The following is a 20,199-nucleotide window of genomic DNA, read 5'->3' as shown; positions in this document are numbered from 1 at the left end:
AATCAACTCAGGAGTACGCATGGCAACCCTGCAAATAGACGCGGATAATTTTCAACCGACCATCACCAACAATGCGACCGTGATCGTCGATTTCTGGGCGCCCTGGTGTGCGCCCTGCCGCGGCTTCGCGCCAACTTTCGAGGCCGCCGCAGAAAAAAATCCCGGCATCGTCTTCGCCAAGGTGAACACCGAAGAGCAGCAGGAAATCGCCACCGCCTTCAACATCCGCTCGATTCCCACGCTGATGATTTTCCGCGATCAGATCGTGATTTATTCAGAAGCAGGCGCGCTTGTACCGGCGGCGTTTGATCAGCTCATCGAACAGGCAATGGCGCTCGATATGGATCAAGTGCGTCTTGAAATAGCCGGGCAGCAAGCGTCAAGCTGAAGCACCGAAGGCGCTGCATGTACCGGCGTTTTAATCAACGCACCAGCGAAACCCCGACACGCAATTGCGTGCTGCGTTGCACATTGTAGTCAAGCAGATTTTCGCCATAGCCTGAAAAAAGTTGAAATGTCAGGAAGCCGCCGGTGCGCGTAAACACCGGCGTGCGAAACAGAACGGAAACATCAAACTGCGCGGAGCCACGGTTCGCCGTGCCGCGCCGGATTTGCGAAGTCATAAGCCAGCCGTCTTCGTAACCATAGCAAAAACCCCAATCAACATACCCACGATAACGCTGGATGTCCGGGTTGTCTGACTTATCCAGATAGCCATAGAGCTTGGGCATGAAGGCGAGCGCACTGCCGTTGGCGAATTCCTTACGCCAGACCGGGCGCACGAAGAGCGTATCAATGCTGCGCGAAGCGATTCCCTCCTTGCCGTTCGACTCATGCTCGTAGCCTGCGCGGAATAGAAGGGGAACAATTCCCTGACCGCTGGGTTCTGTTTGCCAGAAAAAACTCGGGCGATAACTCGTGTCGCGAAACGGCTGGGACTGGGCAGCCAAATCCCAAGTCGAAGTTTGCGTGTAGCCGAAATAGATCTGGGCGAGTGGCGAAAACCACTGCGCCAGATGGCTTTTTGGATCAAATATTTGATATTTGAAACTCAACTGAAAACGCGCATTGTTCCCTCCTCGATTGCCCACCACGAAATACATCGGCTCGTGCGGAGAAAACACGGAATTGTCAGGCGCAGCGGGTGGCAATGCGGAGCCTGCCGAGGCGACAGTGTATCTGCTGGCGTCTGCTGTGCCACAGCAGGTGAAAGTGGCGTGGATGGCGACGCGGTGGGCAAACCGGCGATGACCAGCGCCAGTCGGTTGGAAGTTCCCGAAGGCGATCCAAAGGTAGTGCAGAGCAAGCATCGCGCTGGCGCTGCTAACTCGGCGCGGACCAGCCCGGAAATGCCCTGCGGCACGATGCCGCGATACGTGCGGCGCGCGGCATCGGTTCCCTCTGCTACGGTCAGCGTCAAACCCACTTCCTGCGTTGCACCCGCCTGCGTCAGTCACAGTGTGAGTGTGTCCGGCCAGTCCGCCAGCGCCGTCGGCTTGACCGTCTCCAACAACAATGGCGCCCCCGCCTGTGCGGTCTCGTCACCTGTCGCAATCAGCCAGGTTGAGCCTGCCGCGGCGGTGCTGCCGAATTGCTCGGAAATCACTTGGTCATGGTTACGCATGTTGGGTTTTTGATGATTCTTACAAAATAATTCGAGCTTGGCCTTTGATGACTTACTTAAGAACCCTCATCGGCGGCCCCCGTAAGCGGCATTTGTCTGATGCGAGGAACATGACCATGAACCTCAACTACCTCGTACCCAACGTTCGTATAGATGCCTGTATCAGGATCTTTAGCCTGCTTGATGGCAAGTGTGACCTCGAGCGTGTCGCCCGGCGCAATGGTGATTTCGTGGGCAAAGAAGTCTACACAGAAACGATCGTGCACTACCGGCGCTGATATCGTGATTCCCCTCCAAACGAACTCCCACCGTCGGTTGGACTTCTTGAGAATTGCCTTGACGATCTGGAGCTCGGCTTGCTCAGTGATGACTCGACTATCCGGGTCTTCTGGCATTTGTGTGGCAAGGGAAAGGAGCGTAGAACGAAATATCGGGATCGCTGGAGCAGGCGAATCCATTTTCTCGACGAGTCCGAAAGATTTGACCTTCTCGTCAGCCGCCACGGCTTCGAACGTGCGAGTCATAGCCTTGATGAATTGTGGGTTCTTCTCAACACGTCTTGTCGCGTCGTAAACGTTTCTCGGGACTACGACTCGATCATTGCCCCTTTGGATGATTACTTCGTTAGTCTTGACTTCAACCGTAACCTTGTCATCGACTGCCAGCGTGCGTTCATAAATGTAGTTACCCAGGACCCCAAGCACAAGACCCATAACGATCTGATTCGCGAAGAGATTACGAGAACTCGAACTGAGCAATGTCGACTACGCGCATGACGGCCTTTCTTGAGGGCTAACTAAAAAATTTTGGCGCTACTATCTTGTCAGCGCCAATATCCAGTTTGGACTAAACGATTTATCCTGCATTTTGACAAGCGCCATCCGGCCGGGCACACGAACAATCAGGGATGGCTTGCGGCTTATCGCGGTGCAGACAATGCCAGCAACAGACTGGGGTCAAGCGCGGCGAGTTGCTGCTGCGTATGTTCATAACCGATGGCAATGATTTCTTCGGCGCGGCCGAATTCGAGGAAGCGGATGTGGCCGAGCGGTGGTTGGATGATGATGTCCGGCTGGTCGATATACAGCCGCGTTTGCGTGATGCTCGTTTCCATGATGTTGATCGAAGCCAGCAGCACTTCGAAGATGCTGGGTAGCGGTTCCTCGCGCGCGAGCCAGCGTAAAAGCTGGATGCGGCCCGGCGCATCGCTGGCGAGCAGTTTTTGCTTGAGGTTCTGCATCTTCTGGTAATAGATATCCATCCAGCCTGAACGCGGGCGCGGATCGCTTGCCGCAGGGGTAACCACATTGCTCACCGTGGGCAGCAGCGGTTTGAGGTTTTTGCCATTCACGATCTGATGGTTAAGATCGACGGCGATGACAAACTCGGCGCCCATGGCGCGGACAGCGCTGGCCGGCACCGGATTGGTCAGCCCGCCATCCACCAGAATCTGCCCGTTGCGCCGCACGGGGGTAAAAATGCCGGGCACCGAAATACTGGCGCGCACGGCTTCGATGATGTCCCCCGTGCGGATGACCACTTCTTCGCCGCTGATCAGATCGCTGGCGACAGCAGCGAACGCGATGGGCAGGGCTTCGATGCCATCCGCATGCATGTGGCTGCGCACGAGTTCGCTGACTTTCGCCCCGTCGAGCAGACCCGACCTGGGCAGCACGACATCAAAAAAAGAGACAGTCTTTTTCCAGTCGAAACCGAGAAAAGCGGTTTCCAGTCGGTCCAATTTGCCGGCGGCATGGATTGCGCCAATCAATGCACCCATGCTGGTTCCCGCGATGCAATCGATCTGAATGCCGGCGTCCTCGATGGCGCGGATCACGCCGACATGCGCCAGGCCGCGCGCCGAACCACTGCCTAGCGCGAGGCCGATTTTGGGGCGACGCTTTACTTCAGCGCTCACTCTGCATCCACTCTGCCGCTTTGCCTGATCGACAACAAAAGCCACAGGCCGCCGATCACCGCACCAAGAAAACCCAGCAGACCGAAAAAGGGCAGACCGAACAAACTCGGCCCGCCGGGCACCGTCATGACGATCGATGAGCCGACAATCAGCGCCGCCACAACAATGCCCACGACCAGCCGGCTGATCGCCCGATCAAGCTGGTTGCCGACACGCTTCAGATGCGTCACATCAATATGCACTTCCAGCCGCCCACGACGCGCAGCGCGCAACAGGCGGGAAATGTCTTGTGGCAAGTCGGCCACCAAGGCTAGCGCATCACTAACGGACTGCCAACCTCGCTTAACGATCGCTCGCGGCGAGTACCGCGCACGCATGGCCTTTTCCAGCATGGGCATGGCTTCACCGGCCATGTCAAAATCAGGGTCAAGCTCTCGCCCCATGCCTTCTAGCGTGATGAACGCCTTGATCAGCAACGCCAGATCGGCTGGCAGTGTCAACCGATGCTGGCGCAAAATGGCCGCAATTTCGGCAAGCATGCGATCGAGCCGAAGCTGCTTGAGCGGCACGCCATGATATTGATCAACGAAGGTGTCAATTTCCAGCAGCAACACGTCTTCATCCAACACGCTATTGCCTGTCCAATCAAGCAGCACATCGGAGACACGCCGCGCATCGTGCGTCACCAACCCCAGCAATAAGCGTATCAGTTGGTCGCGCCGCTCGCCGGTCAGCCTGCCGACCATGCCAAAATCAATAAAGGCGATACGATTGCCGGGCAGGTAGAACACATTGCCAGGATGCGGGTCAGCGTGGAAGAAACCATCCTCGACGATCATCTTGAGCACGGCATGCGCACCACGCCGGGCAAGCACTTTTCGGTCGAGACCCGCCTGATCAACTGCTTCAAGGTTTCGCCCGGAAAAACCGTCAATGAATTCCTGCACACACGCGCGCTCGCCCGTCCATTGCCAATAGACGCGCGGAATCACTACGGGTGGCTGGGGTGATTGCATCGCTTCATCCGTCAGCGGTTCCTGGTTGCGAGATACCGAATAGTTTGGCGTGTCACCAGCGTTGTCCGACTGAATACCGCTTCGCATAACTTTTTGCACGGTGTTTGCAGCATCCGTATACGCAGAGAAATTTTGCGCGATACGTTCCGCGCTACGGCACTCACTTGCGAAATCAAGCTCGCGGCGCAGCGACTGGGTGAGCTGACGCACCACATCACGCGGGTGAAAGGCACGCAACTCAGGCAGATCGTTTTCAGCGAGCTCGGCCAACCGCATCAGCCAACGCAAATCGGCCTCGATCAGCGGCCGAATTCCGGGGCGGCGCACCTTGACGACCACCTCGCTGCCATCTTCCAGCCGGGCGCGATGTACCTGCGCGATAGAGGCCGCGGCCAGGGGTTGCGGATTGATTGCAGCAAACACTTCCTCGGGCGCCGCGCCGAGGTCAGCGCTTAGCTGCGCATGAATGTCTGCCCACGGTACCGTGGGCGCACTATCCTGCAAACCGCTGAATTCAGCGATCCACGTGGGATCAAACAAATCCACCCGTGTCGCCAGCACCTGGCCGAGCTTGATGAACGTCGGCCCCATTTCTTCCAGGGCACGACGCACCCGTGCTGGCACCTCGAGGTGCGCCAGTTCTTCCGCTTCATTCCAGTGCAGCGCACGGCCGGCTTTTTCCAGTGCATTGGCCAGCCCCAGCCGCCGCACCATGTCGCCAAAACCATAGCGAATCAGAATCGCCGCGATATGCTGCAAACGGCCCAGGTCGCGCACCGCAACGACCGCTTGCCACAGCATCAGTCGCCCTTGCTGCGTGAAGCTTTAGATGAGGGCGCGCTCGGTGAGGGCGTGCTTGGCTTGACACGATCCGCCAAGCCAGACAACATGCCAGCGGCAACCTTGCGCATCACATCAGCGGTTGTTTGTGCCAGCTGCATCCCCGCCTCGATCTGCGTTTTGCTGACAGCGGTCATTTGTTGCGTAAAAGTTTCCAGCGTGGCTTTGATCTGCTCACCAACGGCTGTCCCTGTGCGTTGGGCGTGGCTTACCATATCTGCCAACATGTCAGAAGCCACACCCCGGGTCGCCGTGGCTGATGTTTTCATGGTTTCCAGAAACAGCGATTCCAGACTTTCCAGATCGGCACGGGTGCGCGCCATATCCTGGCTGGAAAACTTCTGCGCCCGGCCTGCTGCTTCTTCTACCGCCAATTTCGTCGCAGCGGCAAATTGCGCCAGCGCCGTATCGAGTCCGGAAACCGCTTCTTTCATACGGATTTGCGCCGCTCGTACCTGGGTTGTCGTTTTATCCAATTCCTCCTGCACGCCTTCGCGCGTGCCTTGCACCACGGCATGCATGATACGGCTGATGGATTCGAGACTCAGCGTATGGCTGCTCATCGCATCGAGGGTAAGCTGGCGCACGGCCGCCTGCACGTCCGCGCCTTGCGCGACAGCTTGCCGTACGCGGCTTTCCAGTACGTCGTTTTGTTCATCTTTATTCTGCGTGGCCATGATCAACTGCTCCTTTGTTTGGTTAGTTGAAAAAATGAAACCCATCGAATCCTACGAACATTGCAAACATTCGAAAAAACTAAAAATGCAAAACCTGGGCATGGTGAATTGACGGTACGTCGTCACACGACATCCATGGTACGCAATCTAGTGCGCAGCGCATCTATTTCTTCGAGTAGTTGCACAGCCAACGCCGCCCCGGCACGATTAACGCCAAGATCGCTTTGCAGGCGCAGAGCCACGCGCGCACGTCGCAGATGCAGGCCGGTAAAGACCCAACGTTGCGGCACATCACCGAGCGGGGTGAGAATGCCCTCATCTACCAGCTCGATAATGCTTTCAGCATGCGTTGTACAGGCGCGACAAACATCGGCCAAGGTCAGTTGCGTCAGCTCTTCAAGAATGACGCCTTCAAGTAGTGGTTGCATGGTTTGGTCGCTCATGTTCACACCCCTAATTTCGCGCGCGGATTAAATCCATGGAACTGTTTTGCCATGTCACTATAAACCGCCTTGGCAGCCTCATCATTCGCCGGGGGCAGGGCAATCTGCAACACCACATAAAAGTCGCCTGCCACGGCGCCCGCCGCTGCAGTGGGAATACCGCGGCCTTTTAGCCGCAATTTAGCGCCGGGGGCAGATCCCGCCGGAATTTTTAGCTCAACTGCGCCATTTGGCGTAGGCACAGTAACGCTAGCACCCAAGGCCGCTTCCCAGGGAGCCAATGGCAAATCAAGCATGACATCGCGCTGATCCACTCGATAGTGCGGATGCGGTCGAAATTCGATTTCCAGGTACAGATCCCCCGCTTTGCCCTGGCCGACACCCGGCGCACCCTGTCCGCTCAGCCGTATGTTTTGTCCCGCACGTACACCACGCGGAATGGTCACATTCAGCTTTTGCTCACGGACGGCTACATGGCCATGAGCATCGACTTCTGGCGCATGCAAGACAATCGTGCGGGTAGCGCCGTGATAAGCGTCTTCCAGATCAAGCAGCACCTTGGCATGGCGATCAGTGCCATGCGCGTGAAACGACGCACCCCGGGATTGACCCCGGTTTTGCGTGGCACGGCCAAAAAGCTGCTCAAAAAATTCGCTGTAATCCGCGCCATCACCGCTCGTGAACCCACCGCCAGAGAATTCGAACCCCTCATTCCAGTCCGGTGGCGGACGAAACTCTTGACCGCCTTTCCAATTGGCACCCAGACGATCATAGGCCGCGCGCTTTTCCGGATCTTTTAACACTTCATACGCCTCGCCTAATTCCTTGAAGCGCACCTCGGCATCCGCCGCCTTACTCACATCAGGGTGATACTTACGTGCCAGCCGGCGGTAAGCACGCTTGATTTCATCCTGCGTTGCACTGCGTTCAACGCCCATGATTTTGTAGTAGTCCTTAAACTCCATGACCATTTCCTGAAAAGGTTTATAGATGTTATATGCGACCGAATTTACAAATTAAAAGTCTGACCTAATTCAGGCATCTCGACATGCGTATCTGGGCTTTGCAAAGAAAGTTGCGTGGAAAATTTTTGCATAACCTCTTCTTCGCCATGCACAAGAAAAGTACGCGGGGCACGACTATGTCGATGCCAGGCCAGAAGCTCATCACGATCGGCATGCGCGGAGAATCCATTGATGGTGTAAATTTTCGCCCGCACCAAAATCTCTTCACCAAACAGGGTGACCGCTTTAGCGCCATCGATAATGCGCCGCGCCAAAGTGCCTTGGGCGGCAAATCCAACAAACACGACACTCGAATTTTCGCGCCACAAATTATGTTTCAAATGATGCCGCACCCGTCCGCCGGTCGCCATGCCCGAGCCGGCAAGAATAACGGCTCCGCTGGTGATTGCGTTAAGGGCCATGGATTCTGAGGACTCGTGTATGAAGTGCAGCCCTGGCAAAGAAAAAGGGTCTTGCCCGGAATCAAATAGTGTTCTCGTTTCCGCATCGAAACATTCCGGATGACGACGAAAAATTTCAGTGGCTGAAATCGCCATCGGCGAATCAAGAAAGACTTGCACGTTGTGCCGTAACCGGCCACTTTTAACACCGGCACGCAAATAAAAAAGGATCTCTTGCGCACGCTCTAATGCGAAGGTCGGAATAATGACATTACCGCCACGGCGGAAAGTCTCTTCAATGGCTTGATAAAGTTCTTCGATAGAGGGCTCAAGTAGTTTATGCAGCCGGTCACCATACGTTGTTTCCATAACCACTACATCACTTGCCGGTGGTGGTGTCGGGTCACGCAGTATTGGCCGATTCGCATTGCCGATGTCACCAGAAAAAACCATACTGCGTTTTTCACTCCCCGCCTCAATGGTCAAATGAATACTGGCTGAACCAAGAATGTGACCGGCATCAAGGAAGGTGGCAGTGATTCCAGGGGCTACGACAATAGGCTGCTTGTACTGCGCTGTGCGGCCGAAATAATCCAGACAATTGAGTGCATCAAGCTGGGTATACAGTGGCTGCGGCAACTCTCCCTTGTCTTTGTTTTGGCGCATGAGTTTGCGGGATTGCCAACGCGCATCTTCTTCTTGCAGATGGGCAGAATCGAGCATCACCACCTTCGCCAGTTCGCGGCTCGCGGCGGTCGTAATGATTTCACCTTGAAACCCGCGCTTGGCGAGCAAAGGCAGCCTGCCGCAATGATCAAGGTGCGCATGGGTGAGTAAAACAAAATCAATCGCCGTGGCATCAAAGCCAAAGGGTGCTACATTTTCTTCGCTTAATTCACGACCACCTTGATATAAACCGCAATCAATGAGTATTCGCTTATCTGCGCCTTCAACAAGAGAGCAAGAGCCAGTAACACCGCGCGCCGCACCATAGAATGAAAGTTTCATTGACTTCCCTTCACGACGGTTAAGTCGCCGCCCACTTCGATCTTACGCGCTTGGATTTCTGCTTTTCTACTGATCGCAGCAGGAATGCCGCCGATGCCCCAGTGGTCCGGCGTGCAGTTGGCAATATGCACCCGGATACGATTTCGTTCTGTGCCTAAATTTTTTTCAATCACATCCGTCACGGCAGCAATCAGTTGATGATGTTGCGCCAGACTGCGCCCTTCCATAATGACTATTTCGATATACGGCATCTCCACCTGGCCACGCGGCCGGGTTTTTAAAACCTCACTGGCAGGCTCGCCCGCAATGCCCCAAAGATCGGGATCGATCTCGGTAACCCAAATCTCTAACCGCTCTTTGGGTGCCGTGAGCACCTCGGCCATAACCATTGAAACATCATGAATCACGCGTTTTAAAACGTCTTTCGAGTGGCCTTGCAATACGTTGATATGAGCAACAGGCATGATGATCTCCTTGGGGTTTCTCCTTCAAGTTTCTCTGTGAAATTTTTACGGCAAACCGTGGCGCCGGCCAGAATCCAGCATCAAGGATGACCCCGCCATGGCATCGGCCTCGGGGGCTAAAAGCAAGCAAATACCCCAGGCCACTTGCTCCGGCGAGGTAAAGGCACGAATGGCCGAGTCCTGGCGAAATTCATCGAGCACCACTGCGGGGGCTACTCCCCGCTTTGCTGCACTCGCTGTCGCAATGGCGTGGAGGCGTTCGGTCTCTGCCGGGCCGGGTGCAACCAGGTGCGCGGTAATGCCACGCTCGCCCAATGCCCAGCTCAATTGGCGCATTAAATTGGTGAGCGCAGCATTAGCAACGCCCGCCGTTGCAGCATAAGCTGTCGGCTCAAAGCCGTAATGTCCGCCAACGGCAACCAAACGAGAGCCACGCACCAGATGGCTTTCCACCGCGCGAAAAAGGCGCAGCATGCCACCGGCTTTAATATTGACCGCCTGCGCCAAAACCAGTGGGCTCGCGTCCAACACGCCACCGGCCACCGGCACGCCAGGCGCATGAATGGCCATGCGAACCGTTCTATCCACCTGTTGCGCAATTTTTGCGATGGCGGAATCCTCACTGATATCCGCTACGCAATAACGAATATGCGCAGAGCTTTCAGTGAGCGCCTTGAGTTCTTTTTCTGATCGCCCGATGGCTAACAGATCAAGACCGGATGCCACAAGCCGGTGTGCTACAAATTTTCCTAACGCACCGGTAGCGCCCACCATGACGGCTAATTCACGTGGATTGTTTGAGTCAGTAGTCAAGATTTTCTCCTTTTTGGGTATGTTTGCCGTGTCACCAGCGCCGACTTTTTGATTATCAGCGCTTCAAGTGATTGTTGTGTTACAGCCATGATCATGGCTTTCGAGCTCAATTTGCAGCGTGGAATGTGTGATCGAAAATTCACGTTGTAGCACGTTTTCTATCGCCCCAAGAACCGCATCTCCCGGATGACCGGATGGCATGACAAGATGGGCGGTTAGCGCGCACTCTGTTGTGCTCATGGCCCAGACGTGCAAGTCATGCACGTCTGTCACGCCGGGTTGGCTGCGCAGCCAGGCATCTACCGAGGCAAGCTCAATGCCTTCGGGCACACCGTCGAACAACAAATGCAGCGACTGACGAAACAAGCCCCAGGTGCCCATGATGATGATGAGCGCAATGACGATGCTAGTCACCGGATCAAGCCAGGCCCAGCCCCACCATAAATACAATACACCCGCCAACGCAACGCCGAGGGACACCAGCGCATCGGCTGCCATATGCAAAAATGCGCCGCGAATGTTGATGTCATGCTCGCGCCCGGCCATAAAAAGCGCGGCGGTAGCGCCATTGATCACCACGCCGATGGCCGCCACACTGATGACGGTAAGGCCCGCAACGGGTACCGGTGAATGCAGCCGATGCGCCGCCTCCCACAAGAGCGACCCCATCGCGACCAACAACAAAACGGCATTGGCAAACGCAGCGAGGATGGATGCGCGTCGCCAACCATACGTGTGCCGCGCGTCGGGCGCTCGCCTGCCAGCAGCCACAGCGCCCCAGCTCAACAGCAGGCCAGCAACATCCGAGAGGTTATGTCCGGCATCTGCCAACAAGGCCAACGATTCGGCACGCCAGCCGTAGAAGGCTTCGACAATGACGAAGGCAACATTCAGCCCGATCCCCACAATGAAGGCGCGATTGAACGCCGCCGGGCCGTGGCTGTGTCCATGGTTATGGCTATGGCCGCTGACAGAGTGATCATGGGTTTCGTGCATAGAATAAAGTGGGTGCAAGGACATCAAAAAAAATCGTTTGCGTTTAAAAAATACTCTTTTGAATTTACTCGCGGTGCATGCCGATAAGGTTTAACACTGTATCACTCTCGTTACTAGGGAACTCTACGTCCGTTTGAATAAATGACACTTCGCCGTAATATGTGCCGACAATGAGCAAGACCGGCGAAAAAATCGCCATGGATAGACCGCGAAAATTAATGCGGCATTGAAGGCATTACCCATAAAAAAATCAGCTGAAAAATAAGCATCGCGATGGTGTTTATTCTCTCATCACAATCATCTTCATCTCTTCCTCAATTTAACAAAAGGATCACTGCATGAACTACGAAGATATTTTGTACGAAGTACGCAATGGCGCTGCCTGGATCACCATCAACCGCCCAGAAAAAATGAATGCATTTCGCGGAAAGACTTGCGACGAACTGATTCATGCCATTAATAAAGCAGGCTACACCCACGAAATTGGCGTTATCGTGCTGGCCGGGGCCGGAGAAAAAGCGTTTTGCACCGGAGGCGATCAGTCAGCGCATGAAGGTCAGTACGACGGTCGTGGCACGGTCGGTCTACCTGTTGAAGAACTACATAACGCGATTCGCGATGTACCCAAACCCGTGATTGCTCGCGTACAAGGCTATGCTGTCGGCGGTGGCAACGTGCTGTGCACAATCTGCGATTTCACTATTGCCTCCGAAAACGCCACCTTCGCCCAAGTAGGGCCCAAAGTAGGCTCGGTCGATCCAGGCTATGGCACGGCTTTTCTGGCCCGTGTCGTTGGCGAGAAAAGAGCGCGTGAGATCTGGTATTTATGCCGCCGCTACCCCGCAGCCGAGGCGTTGGCCATGGGCTTGGTGAACGCCGTCGTACCGCATGACCAGCTCGATACGGAAGTGCAAAAATGGTGCGACGAGATCATGGAAAAAAGTCCCACCGCGATTGCCATTGCCAAACGCTCTTTCAACATGGATACCGCGCACCAAGCCGGCATTGCAGGCATGGGCATGTACGCATTAAAACTTTACTACGACACCGAAGAGTCGCGCGAAGGCGTCAAGGCTTTTCTGGAAAAGCGCAAGCCTGACTTCCGCAAATACGCGAAGTGAGCTCTGTTAGCTAGCACCCCGCCCATGAACGCCGAACGCACCCCCGCGTTCGGCTTTTGAATTCACGCAGGAGAGATGATGAATCCTTATCTTGATGAAGACCTCACGATGCTGGCCGAACAAGCCCGCCGCTTTGCCACCGGGCGCGTAGCCCCGGACTTTTTAGAACGCGACCAAACCCGCGTGCTGGATCGCACCCTGATGCGTGAAATGGGGCAGATGGGATTTCATCGCACCTGAATTGCCAGAACAGCATGGCAGCCAAGGCCTGGATTGCCTGGCAGCAGGTGTCATTCACGCAGAAATTGCGCGAGCCGACCTCGGTATTTCCTATGTCAATCCGCTGGCCTCGTTAAACGGGCAGATTCTGGCGCACCACGGCACGCCGGAGATCGTCAAACCTTGGCTAACCCAAGCTCACGCAAGGTGAAATACTGTTTGCGGCGGCACTCACCGAGCCGCGCGGTGGCTCGGTGAGTGCCAATCCGCGCCCTTCGTACAAGTCCTACGGGGCTTTGATTTTTCTCGTGCCTTGATCGGCCTTCAAGTGCTGGCGGTAGCCCGTGTTGCGCTCGAAGAAACCCGGGTCTATGTGACCCAGCGCGAGTTTTTTGAAAAGACAAGGGTGCGCCGCACACGGCTGAAGCGGCCCTGTGTAAATGGTGGGCACCCAAGCTGGCTTACGATGTCGTCCATCAGTGCTTGCTGACATTCCGGTCATGGCGGCTATGACCGTGGCCTGATGGAACAAAGGTTACGCGACGTGCTGGGTTTCCATCTGGGTGATGGCACCGCCCAAATCGTGAAAACCGTTCTTGCCCGCACACGTGCCGGGCGTGCCGTCGTGGCGGTGAGAACATCCCGGTGGTTGAGTTTGAAACTCTGCTGTAGCGTCATCCCGCCATCGCCGCCTATCCTGATGATCGACTCGGCGAACGCGCCTGTGCGATTGTTACCTCCAAGTCGGGGCAAAGCGTTGACCTGTCTTCGGTTGCGAGCTTTTTAAAAGCACAAAAAGTCACCCTGCAATACATCCCCGAGCGCTTGATTGCGCTGGATGCCATGCCTATGAAGCCTTCCGGGAAAATTCAGAAATTCAAACTGCGCCAAATGCTGCTTGATGGCACCATCTAAAGCAGCATGAATTGATTTTTTAAAGTTCGGCGATCACCGGCGCATGATCCGATGGACGTTCCAGCTTGCGGGGCGCTTTGTCAATCACACAGGTGCGACACAAGCTTGCCAGCGCAGGCGTGAGCAAAATATGATCAATGCGCAAGCCGCGATTAAGGCGAAAGCCCATTTGCCGATAATCCCACCAGGAAAAAATCTTCTCGGGCTGGTCAAACAGCCGAAAAGCATCGGCCAGCCCCAGCGCTTGCAATTGACGCAGCGCTGCACGCTCTGCTTCGCTGCATAAAATCTGATCTTTCCAGGCGGCGGGGTCATGCACGTCGCGATCTTCCGGTGCAATATTAAAGTCGCCCAGCAGGGCAAGTCGCGGATGCTGTGCAATCTCCTGCTGTAGCCAGCGGGTCAAGGCGGCATACCATTGCAGCTTGTAGGCATATTTTTCAGAGCCAACAGCCTGGCCATTGGGCATATAGCCGCAAACAATGCGCACGCCATCGACAGTGGCTGCAATCACGCGCTTTTGCGTGTCCGCAAAATCAGGGATATCAAGATGTACATCCGTCATTTCACTGCGCGACAGAATGGCAACCCCGTTGTAGGTTTTCTGCCCGTTATGGACAGCGTGATACCCGGCGGCCAGAAGCTCGGCATAGGGAAACACCTTGTCTTCCATTTTGGTTTCCTGTAAACACAGCACATCAGCCTGCGTTGTGGCGAGCCAGTCCAGTACATGCGGCAGGCGTACTTTAAAAGAGTTCACATTCCAGGTGGCAATCTTCATGGCATCAGTGACCGTTTAAAAATTAGGTTCATGGCGGCTTAGTGAGCGTATTGGTCAGCGCATTGGCCAGGCGCACATACTCGCCCACGCCTAGCTCCTCTGCACGTGCTGTGGGCGAGATGTCCAGTGCGGTGAGGTCCGCTTCATTGATAAAGCCACGCAAAGTATTGCGCAACATTTTGCGGCGCTGCCCAAAAGCGGCGGCGACAATGCGCGCGAAGAGTGCTTCGTCTTTTGCCGTGTCATTTTCGGCATGTTGCGCCGTGTCACCATCCGCTACGGCGAAGAGAGCGTTTTTTGCTCGACCGCCTTGTAGCGCAGTTGCTTCATCAGCGCCGACTTTTCTCTTATCACGCGGAATCAATCTCACGATGGCCGACATCACTTTAGGCGGTGGTTCAAAGGCATCTGGTGGCACAGTGAACAAACACTCCATGTGATAGTGGTACTGCAGCATCACCGACAAACGGCCAAAGGCGCTGCTGCCGGGTTCAGCCACCATGCGATCCACCACTTCTTTTTGCAGCATGAAATGCATGTCATGCACCACCGGTGCGCTCTCCACCAGATGAAACAGCAAGGGGCTGGAAATGTTGTACGGCAAATTGCCCACGATCTTCAATGGCCCCGTGCGCTTGAGCGCGGAAAAATCGAAGGCAAGTGCGTCCCCTTCGTGTACGGTGAGTCGCTCGGCAGGCCAACATTGGCGCAGACGGGCAATCAAGTCACGGTCAATTTCCACAACCTGCAGATGATCGATGCACGCGAGCAATGGCTCAGTCAATGCGCCGAGACCCGGGCCAATTTCAACCACGGTTTCACCCGCTCGTGGCGCAATCGCATCAACAATTTGCTGAATGATGCCGGTAGAAACCAGAAAATTTTGGCCAAACCGTTTGCGCGCAACATGGCCCGCAAGTTGGCCTGAAGATTTGGCCATGTCAGATGCGTCGCCGAGCGATGTGAATGGCTGCATCCACAGCAGCAAACAGGCTGCTAGCCGAAGCCCTGCCTGTTCCCGCCAGATCAAGGGCTGTGCCATGATCAACCGAGGTACGAATAATCGGCAGCCCCAGAGTGACATTAATCCCTTCGTCAAACGCCGCGTACTTAAGCACAGCTAACCCTTGATCGTGATACATCGCGAGTTGCGCGTCAGACCCGGCGAGTACATTTTTGGTGAATAGCGTATCCGCCGGTAGCGGGCCGACGAGCTGCATGCCCTCTGTGCGCAGCCGATTCAGCACCGGGATAATGACGTCGATTTCTTCACGTCCCATATGTCCGCCTTCACCCGCATGCGGATTGAGCCCGGCAACCAGAATGCGCGGCCGAGTGATGCCGAACTTGTTCTGTAGATCGTTATGCAAAATGCGCAGGGTTGCTTCCAGGCCTGCTTGCGTAATGGCAGTTGGAACGTCTTTGAGCGCCAGGTGAGTAGTTGCTAACGCCACACGCAGCCCGGCACCCGCCAATAACATCACGACACGTGATGTGCCCGTGTGTCTGGCGAGATATTCTGTATGTCCGGTAAATGAAATTCCCGCATCGTTAATGATGCTCTTATGTACGGGGGCCGTTACCATGGCTGAAAATTCACCCGAAACACAGCCTGCCAACGCCCTATCCAGCATTTGCAGCACATAGTTTGCATTGGCAGCATTCGGCTGCCCGGCAATGGCTGGGGCGGCTAATGGCAAATGCAGAATATCCAAGGCGCCCATATCCAGCCCGAGGATGCGCGCACGGCTGACTAATAAATCCCGGTCACCGAGTACCACCAAGGGCACAGGCCACGCGCGCGAGGCAAGCTGAAGGCAGAGCTCAGGCCCGATACCCGCAGGCTCGCCAGAGGTCACGACAATCGGGTTAGAGGTCTTCGAGACGATCTTCAACATAGGCGCGGTCTCGCAGTTGCCGAACCCAATCCTGATACACCTCGTCGGCCTTGCGATCGCGCAACACTTGACGTGCAATCATGCGCTGACGCTCCAGGCTCATCTCTCCTGTACGCCGCTCCAGAACCTGAATCAGGTGAAAGCCAAAGGGGGACTGTACAGGCCCGCTGATCTGATTAATTTTCAGGGCATCCATAGCCGCTTCAAATTCGGGGACAGTATCTCCTGCGTACAACCAACCTAAATCGCCGCCTTTAGAAGCAGACAAATCATTTGAATACTGGCGTGCCAGATCGGCAAAATCAGCGCCGTTATCCAGCCGCTCCTTGAGCGACAGTATTTTGTGTTCGGCCTCTGCTGCAGACACCAGCTCATTCACCTTGATCAAAATGTGTCGTACATGCGTTTGTTTGGCAGCCACGGCCAACGGATTAGTTTCGCCATTGCGCTTTTCTGTCAGTTTTATGATATGAAAACCTGCGGGGCTACGCAGAATTTCACTCACGTCACCGGGCTGTAATTTTTTTACGGCGTCTGCGTAAAGGGCTGGCAAACGATCCAGCGGGCGCAATCCCAGCGCGCCGCCCTTAAGTCCATCAGGGGCTTCCGAAAAGCTTGCGGCAACCTTGGCAAAATCCTCACCGCGACGAATCTGATCCAACGCCGATTGCGCGCGCGCGCCAATCCGCATTAACTGATCTGGCGTAGGATTTTCCGGGAGGCGCAACACGATGTGCGAAATATTGACGGCAACGTTGTCACTTTTAGCGCCACTGTCGGGGTTGTTGATGTAGTTCTCAATTTCACCATCAGATATGGAAACACGACGGGCAACCTCTCGGTCACGCAGACGCGACAGCGTGATCTCACTGCGAATTTCCTCGCGAAACTTGTCCCAGCTGATACCGTCTTTTTCAAGTGCCGCACGAAAAGCAGCCAAGGTTAATTTATTGCTCTCGGCAATGCGCCGTATGGCGTCTTCCAGCTCGCCATCCGTCACGCTTAGCCCGGTTTCTTTGGCGTCTTGCAGTTGTACACGATCAGAAATCATGCGATCGAGCATCTGCCGCTCAATAACACTCTTCGGGGGGAGTGGCACATTCTGCTCGCGCATCTGGCGTTCAACGCTGGCCAGACGACTCTGCAGCTCTTGCAGGGTAATGACTTCATCATTAACAACCGCCACGATGCGATCCACTTCTACCGGGCTGGCCGATCGCGCACGGGCAGACATTGGCATCGATAGCGCGGCAATGAAAATCAGCAAAACAGCGAGTGGGGAACGAATATTCATAAAATAATAAGGGTACTCAACATCCAGGGTCAGGGAGCGAAGGAGTCCTCTACCGAATCCGTGCTTCGATTGATGACACCGTAACCGGGAACCGCCCGTTTCAGCAGCTCCAGGGGGTTAGAGCCGAGACGTGCAAAACCGTTCAATTCCAGTTGGAAAAAAAGCGACGAATTCACGCGCTGCGTTTGGGTTGCCAGCCGTTGCACAACCACCCGACCAACCCAGCAGCCGCCATCATACTCAAGCCCGGCAACAGATTCTACCAATCGTTTTTCTCTGATTGAATAGTTATAGCGGCCCACGCCATGCCAGCCACCGCTCAGTGGCCACTGGCCGGAAATATCAAACTGGCCGAGTTGATCGCGCGTGTAGCGATAACCTGTATTCAACAGCTTACCGGCTTCCGGTTGATAACGGCCGCTGATATTAAGGCGCTCCATTTGACCTAGCCGAGTGTTGTATTGCACGCCCGCATCAACATAGGTCTTCGGTAGGACACGGCCAGAAAATGCACCCAGAAGATCCGTCTGCCGATCGTTGCGTAAAACCTCACCAGGCAAGCCCACGTGCTGAGTGGTGAAGTAAAGCCGTTGCCCAAAAGCCGCACGCAAAATTTCGGCACCGCTTTCCGGATCAAGCAAGCGTGACGTCAACATGCCCGTTAGCTGATTAGCGTCGTTGATACGGTCACCCCCGACGTAACGGTTTTCGGAAAAAATCTGTGCAAAATTGAAGTCTGCCAGCGCACTATCAAAAACCGGAATCTGACTTTGATCGCGCTCAGGAATATATAAATAAAACAAACGTGGTTCGAGCGTTTGCGTTAATGCTGTACCAAACCATTCCAGTGGCCGCTCGAATGTCACCCCGCTATCGATACTGGCAATGGGTACAGTGCGCGTTATATTGTCTGGTACACCCAACGCTTGTTTATCTAAACGATAGCGTGTCGAGTGCAAACCGATTTTGGGCGTGATAAAAAACGCCGCTGTCTGCAACGGCCATGAAATTTGTGGATACAGCGTAAAGCGTCGGCCTTCGGTCAGGGTGGGATGCCTGAAGTTCACATTCTCGCCGGCAAAGGCAAAGCTCATGCCCAGCGGCAAATCACTCCGGTTGGCATTCACGTTAATTTGGGGCAACCGTTTATAAGGCGTGACCACGGGCGGCAAAGCCGGGTCTTGCAGCGTTTGATAGCTTTGCGCCAGCACGCTGGCCGACCACCAGCTGGCGCCGTAGCTTAAGGTTCCCTGGCGCAACAAATTGGTTTGCGCAATGATGGACGAATTATTGGCCAGATCACTGAAGTAGGTGCCATCAGAGGCCCCATTCAAGTTCAACGAACCACTCACGCCATAACCAAAGTTTTGGTTATGCACGTAGGAATAGGCGCTACGGCGCTTGTCTTCCAGCCGATCATTAGGCAACAATTGGCCCTCAAACGTGCCACTGTAGGTTGGCTCAAGATAACGATATTCGCCATTCCACAAAACGCCGCGGCGGGTGATCATGCGTGGCGCAATGGTGGCGTCCATGTTGGGCGCGATGTTCCAGTAAAACGGCTGAGTGAACTCAAAACCACCCCGCGTAGTTGAACCAATCGTTGGCGTAAGTAAACCGCTTTGACGTTCATTGTTAAGCGAGAAGCTCAACCACGGCGAATACAAAATGGGGACGCCTTTGAAATACAACGTGGCATTGTTTGCCACGCCCTCTTGCTCAGCATAGTCAAGCCGCAAACTGGAGGTGCGTGCAAACCAATCGGGCGAATCACCTGCCGCGGGTGTGCAAGTGCTGTAAGTGGCATCCGTCAAGTGATATTTCCCCTTGCCTTCAAAATCGAGGCGTGAGGCAACACCCTGCCCGGTTGTCAGGTGCCCGGCGGGTTCTTCACCCGCGGCCCACAACACCGGTGGCGTGCCCGTTTGGGGGCGCCGTATCTGGTATTCCGGTTGCTCAAAGAAGCCTGTGTTTTCACCCAGTTTCATGCGTAACCTGGGCCCACGAATGCGATCCCCTTCGTTGGTCAGATCCACATTACCCTCGGCTTCCACCTCGTCGTTCGCTTGCCAGTGTGTCAGGCGATCACTTTTAAGGACAGCCCCGCGCCGACGTAAATCAACATGGCCCTCGGCCACCATCTGCACATCACTTTGGCCCGTTATGTGGTCCGCCGTGAGAAATGTGGGCAACAGTTCATCCGGCGCTGTGGCATGAGCCAACAGCTTGCCGCTGGTTTTAAGACTCGGTCCTGGTAACACGCCGGCTGCCACGTGTGCCGAATACGTTGGCACCAGCGCAGGCTGCGCAACCACCAGTGGCGGCTCTTTCAATGTTGATGACGGGGCCGCCATAAGTGTGGCGTCGCGCTCCCCCAGCAAGGCAGGATCAACGCGCAAAAGGGGCAAGGATTTAGCTGTGGCGACCGTAGTTTTAGTAGCTTCCTTGCGCGGGATAGTGACTGCTGCCCGCGGCTGGGGCGCAGCGGCTGGGGCTGGAGCTGTAACTACTTGCGGTGCGGCCACCGCAGGGGAGGTCGATGTTGCTGCCGGGGTTTCTGCTGGAGTTTCTGCCGGGGGTGACGAAGCCCCTCCGCCCAACAGGGCCGGATCCACCTGCAACTTAGGCAACGACTCTACCGCACCCGCCACTGTGGCGGTACCCAGCAGGCTCAAACCCATTGCCAGCAGGTCAATGAGATGTCGTCGATAGAATGGTCCGCGATTGCAAAAAAGCATGCCGTGTCTTTTATCAGAATGTAGCGGCA

21 protein-coding genes are annotated in these 20,199 nt (G+C 55.3%); 4 read left to right on the top strand and 17 right to left on the bottom strand.

The features are described 5' to 3' along the window. Positions 1–19 precede the first annotated feature (19 nt). On the top strand, positions 20–388 hold the full coding sequence (trxA, locus tag PG1C_RS02280; protein WP_202635825.1) for a thioredoxin: 369 nt from the start codon (positions 20–22) through the stop codon (positions 386–388). Between the two features lie 34 nt (positions 389–422). Here the strand turns inward: trxA and PG1C_RS02275 are convergent, their stop codons facing one another. From PG1C_RS02275 to PG1C_RS02220, 12 genes are all read right to left on the bottom strand, one after another. Further along, positions 423–1,310, bottom strand: coding sequence for a phospholipase A (locus PG1C_RS02275; protein WP_202635824.1), 888 nt, complete (start codon positions 1,308–1,310; stop codon positions 423–425). Positions 1,311–1,453: 143 nt separating this feature from the next. Further along, positions 1,454–1,624 carry a hypothetical protein gene (locus tag PG1C_RS02270; protein ID WP_202635823.1) on the bottom strand — a complete coding sequence of 57 codons (171 nt, stop codon included), beginning with the start codon at positions 1,622–1,624 and terminating at the stop codon, positions 1,454–1,456. Positions 1,625–1,680: 56 nt separating this feature from the next. After that, positions 1,681–2,337: an LAPAL motif-containing putative phage structural protein gene (locus PG1C_RS02265; protein ID WP_202635822.1), complete on the bottom strand. Its 657-nt coding sequence runs from the start codon at positions 2,335–2,337 to the stop codon at positions 1,681–1,683. A gap of 206 nt (positions 2,338–2,543) precedes the next feature. After that, on the bottom strand, positions 2,544–3,542 hold the full coding sequence (locus PG1C_RS02260; protein ID WP_202635821.1) for a patatin-like phospholipase family protein: 999 nt from the start codon (positions 3,540–3,542) through the stop codon (positions 2,544–2,546). After that, positions 3,539–5,359 (bottom strand): ABC1 kinase family protein, encoded by a 1,821-nt coding sequence (locus tag PG1C_RS02255; RefSeq protein WP_202635820.1) that lies wholly within the window; start codon positions 5,357–5,359, stop codon positions 3,539–3,541. The genes PG1C_RS02260 and PG1C_RS02255 overlap by 4 nt, the downstream gene beginning before the upstream one ends. After that, entirely contained in the window at positions 5,359–6,075 is a 717-nt protein-coding gene (locus PG1C_RS02250) for a DUF6781 family protein (protein ID WP_202635819.1), read from the bottom strand. Before PG1C_RS02250 ends, PG1C_RS02255 begins: the two co-directional genes overlap by 1 nt. A 122-nt stretch (positions 6,076–6,197) precedes the next feature. Further along, entirely contained in the window at positions 6,198–6,518 is a 321-nt protein-coding gene (locus PG1C_RS02245) for a chaperone modulator CbpM (protein ID WP_202635818.1), read from the bottom strand. A gap of 2 nt (positions 6,519–6,520) precedes the next feature. After that, positions 6,521–7,483, bottom strand: coding sequence for a DnaJ C-terminal domain-containing protein (locus PG1C_RS02240; RefSeq protein ID WP_202635817.1), 963 nt, complete (start codon positions 7,481–7,483; stop codon positions 6,521–6,523). Positions 7,484–7,527: 44 nt separating this feature from the next. Continuing rightward, entirely contained in the window at positions 7,528–8,931 is a 1,404-nt protein-coding gene (locus PG1C_RS02235) for an MBL fold metallo-hydrolase RNA specificity domain-containing protein (RefSeq protein WP_202635816.1), read from the bottom strand. Then, complete coding sequence (locus PG1C_RS02230) at positions 8,928–9,395, bottom strand: tautomerase family protein (RefSeq protein WP_202635815.1); 468 nt, start codon at positions 9,393–9,395, stop codon at positions 8,928–8,930. Before PG1C_RS02230 ends, PG1C_RS02235 begins: the two co-directional genes overlap by 4 nt. A 45-nt stretch (positions 9,396–9,440) precedes the next feature. Then, on the bottom strand, positions 9,441–10,208 hold the full coding sequence (locus tag PG1C_RS02225; RefSeq protein WP_237218256.1) for an SDR family oxidoreductase: 768 nt from the start codon (positions 10,206–10,208) through the stop codon (positions 9,441–9,443). A gap of 63 nt (positions 10,209–10,271) precedes the next feature. After that, positions 10,272–11,204 carry a cation diffusion facilitator family transporter gene (locus PG1C_RS02220; RefSeq protein WP_202635814.1) on the bottom strand — a complete coding sequence of 311 codons (933 nt, stop codon included), beginning with the start codon at positions 11,202–11,204 and terminating at the stop codon, positions 10,272–10,274. A gap of 338 nt (positions 11,205–11,542) precedes the next feature. On the opposite strand from PG1C_RS02220, the gene badI reads away from it, so the two are divergent. The 3 genes from badI to PG1C_RS02205 all read left to right on the top strand — a co-directional run bounded on the left by badI (position 11,543) and on the right by PG1C_RS02205 (position 12,755). Further along, complete coding sequence (gene badI, locus PG1C_RS02215) at positions 11,543–12,325, top strand: 2-ketocyclohexanecarboxyl-CoA hydrolase (RefSeq protein ID WP_202635813.1); 783 nt, start codon at positions 11,543–11,545, stop codon at positions 12,323–12,325. Between the two features lie 78 nt (positions 12,326–12,403). Continuing rightward, positions 12,404–12,565 (top strand): acyl-CoA dehydrogenase family protein, encoded by a 162-nt coding sequence (locus PG1C_RS02210; RefSeq protein WP_202635812.1) that lies wholly within the window; start codon positions 12,404–12,406, stop codon positions 12,563–12,565. Next, positions 12,531–12,755 carry an acyl-CoA dehydrogenase family protein gene (locus PG1C_RS02205; RefSeq protein WP_202635811.1) on the top strand — a complete coding sequence of 75 codons (225 nt, stop codon included), beginning with the start codon at positions 12,531–12,533 and terminating at the stop codon, positions 12,753–12,755. Before PG1C_RS02210 ends, PG1C_RS02205 begins: the two co-directional genes overlap by 35 nt. A gap of 723 nt (positions 12,756–13,478) precedes the next feature. Here the strand turns inward: PG1C_RS02205 and xth are convergent. The 5 genes from xth to PG1C_RS02180 are packed head-to-tail and all read right to left on the bottom strand — an operon-like array spanning position 13,479 to position 20,170. Beyond that, positions 13,479–14,240, bottom strand: a complete 762-nt coding sequence (gene xth, locus PG1C_RS02200) for an exodeoxyribonuclease III (RefSeq protein WP_202635810.1) — start codon at positions 14,238–14,240, stop codon at positions 13,479–13,481. 28 nt (positions 14,241–14,268) lie between these two features. Continuing rightward, entirely contained in the window at positions 14,269–15,180 is a 912-nt protein-coding gene (rsmA, locus tag PG1C_RS02195) for a 16S rRNA (adenine(1518)-N(6)/adenine(1519)-N(6))-dimethyltransferase RsmA (RefSeq protein ID WP_202635809.1), read from the bottom strand. Between the two features lies 1 nt (position 15,181). After that, positions 15,182–16,138 carry a 4-hydroxythreonine-4-phosphate dehydrogenase PdxA gene (pdxA, locus tag PG1C_RS02190; RefSeq protein ID WP_202635808.1) on the bottom strand — a complete coding sequence of 319 codons (957 nt, stop codon included), beginning with the start codon at positions 16,136–16,138 and terminating at the stop codon, positions 15,182–15,184. Further along, positions 16,110–17,432: a peptidylprolyl isomerase gene (locus PG1C_RS02185; protein WP_202635807.1), complete on the bottom strand. Its 1,323-nt coding sequence runs from the start codon at positions 17,430–17,432 to the stop codon at positions 16,110–16,112. Before PG1C_RS02185 ends, pdxA begins: the two co-directional genes overlap by 29 nt. A gap of 29 nt (positions 17,433–17,461) precedes the next feature. Beyond that, positions 17,462–20,170: an LPS-assembly protein LptD gene (locus PG1C_RS02180; RefSeq protein ID WP_237218255.1), complete on the bottom strand. Its 2,709-nt coding sequence runs from the start codon at positions 20,168–20,170 to the stop codon at positions 17,462–17,464. Positions 20,171–20,199 lie beyond the last annotated feature (29 nt).

This window comes from Rugosibacter aromaticivorans, from assembly GCF_000934545.1.
GTDB lineage: Bacteria > Pseudomonadota > Gammaproteobacteria > Burkholderiales > Rhodocyclaceae > Rugosibacter > Rugosibacter aromaticivorans.
Note: the sequence above shows the minus strand (reverse complement) of the source record. Positions and strands in the feature narration are given on the sequence as shown.

Excerpts from the sequence above, each read along its gene's own strand:
- trxA (WP_202635825.1), top strand. The coding sequence starts at position 20 with ATGGCAACCCTGCAAATAGACGCGGATAATTTTCAACCGACCATCACC.
- PG1C_RS02275 (WP_202635824.1), bottom strand. The coding sequence starts at position 1,310 with ATGCTTGCTCTGCACTACCTTTGGATCGCCTTCGGGAACTTCCAACCG.
- PG1C_RS02270 (WP_202635823.1), bottom strand. The coding sequence starts at position 1,624 with ATGCGTAACCATGACCAAGTGATTTCCGAGCAATTCGGCAGCACCGCC.
- PG1C_RS02265 (WP_202635822.1), bottom strand. The coding sequence starts at position 2,337 with ATGGGTCTTGTGCTTGGGGTCCTGGGTAACTACATTTATGAACGCACG.
- PG1C_RS02255 (WP_202635820.1), bottom strand. The coding sequence starts at position 5,359 with ATGCTGTGGCAAGCGGTCGTTGCGGTGCGCGACCTGGGCCGTTTGCAG.
- PG1C_RS02250 (WP_202635819.1), bottom strand. The coding sequence starts at position 6,075 with ATGGCCACGCAGAATAAAGATGAACAAAACGACGTACTGGAAAGCCGC.
- PG1C_RS02245 (WP_202635818.1), bottom strand. The coding sequence starts at position 6,518 with ATGAGCGACCAAACCATGCAACCACTACTTGAAGGCGTCATTCTTGAA.
- PG1C_RS02240 (WP_202635817.1), bottom strand. The coding sequence starts at position 7,483 with ATGGAGTTTAAGGACTACTACAAAATCATGGGCGTTGAACGCAGTGCA.
- PG1C_RS02235 (WP_202635816.1), bottom strand. The coding sequence starts at position 8,931 with ATGAAACTTTCATTCTATGGTGCGGCGCGCGGTGTTACTGGCTCTTGC.
- PG1C_RS02230 (WP_202635815.1), bottom strand. The coding sequence starts at position 9,395 with ATGCCTGTTGCTCATATCAACGTATTGCAAGGCCACTCGAAAGACGTT.
- PG1C_RS02220 (WP_202635814.1), bottom strand. The coding sequence starts at position 11,204 with ATGCACGAAACCCATGATCACTCTGTCAGCGGCCATAGCCATAACCAT.
- badI (WP_202635813.1), top strand. The coding sequence starts at position 11,543 with ATGAACTACGAAGATATTTTGTACGAAGTACGCAATGGCGCTGCCTGG.
- PG1C_RS02210 (WP_202635812.1), top strand. The coding sequence starts at position 12,404 with ATGAATCCTTATCTTGATGAAGACCTCACGATGCTGGCCGAACAAGCC.
- xth (WP_202635810.1), bottom strand. The coding sequence starts at position 14,240 with ATGAAGATTGCCACCTGGAATGTGAACTCTTTTAAAGTACGCCTGCCG.
- rsmA (WP_202635809.1), bottom strand. The coding sequence starts at position 15,180 with ATGGCCAAATCTTCAGGCCAACTTGCGGGCCATGTTGCGCGCAAACGG.
- pdxA (WP_202635808.1), bottom strand. The coding sequence starts at position 16,138 with ATGTTGAAGATCGTCTCGAAGACCTCTAACCCGATTGTCGTGACCTCT.
- PG1C_RS02185 (WP_202635807.1), bottom strand. The coding sequence starts at position 17,432 with ATGAATATTCGTTCCCCACTCGCTGTTTTGCTGATTTTCATTGCCGCG.
- PG1C_RS02180 (WP_237218255.1), bottom strand. The coding sequence starts at position 20,170 with ATGCTTTTTTGCAATCGCGGACCATTCTATCGACGACATCTCATTGAC.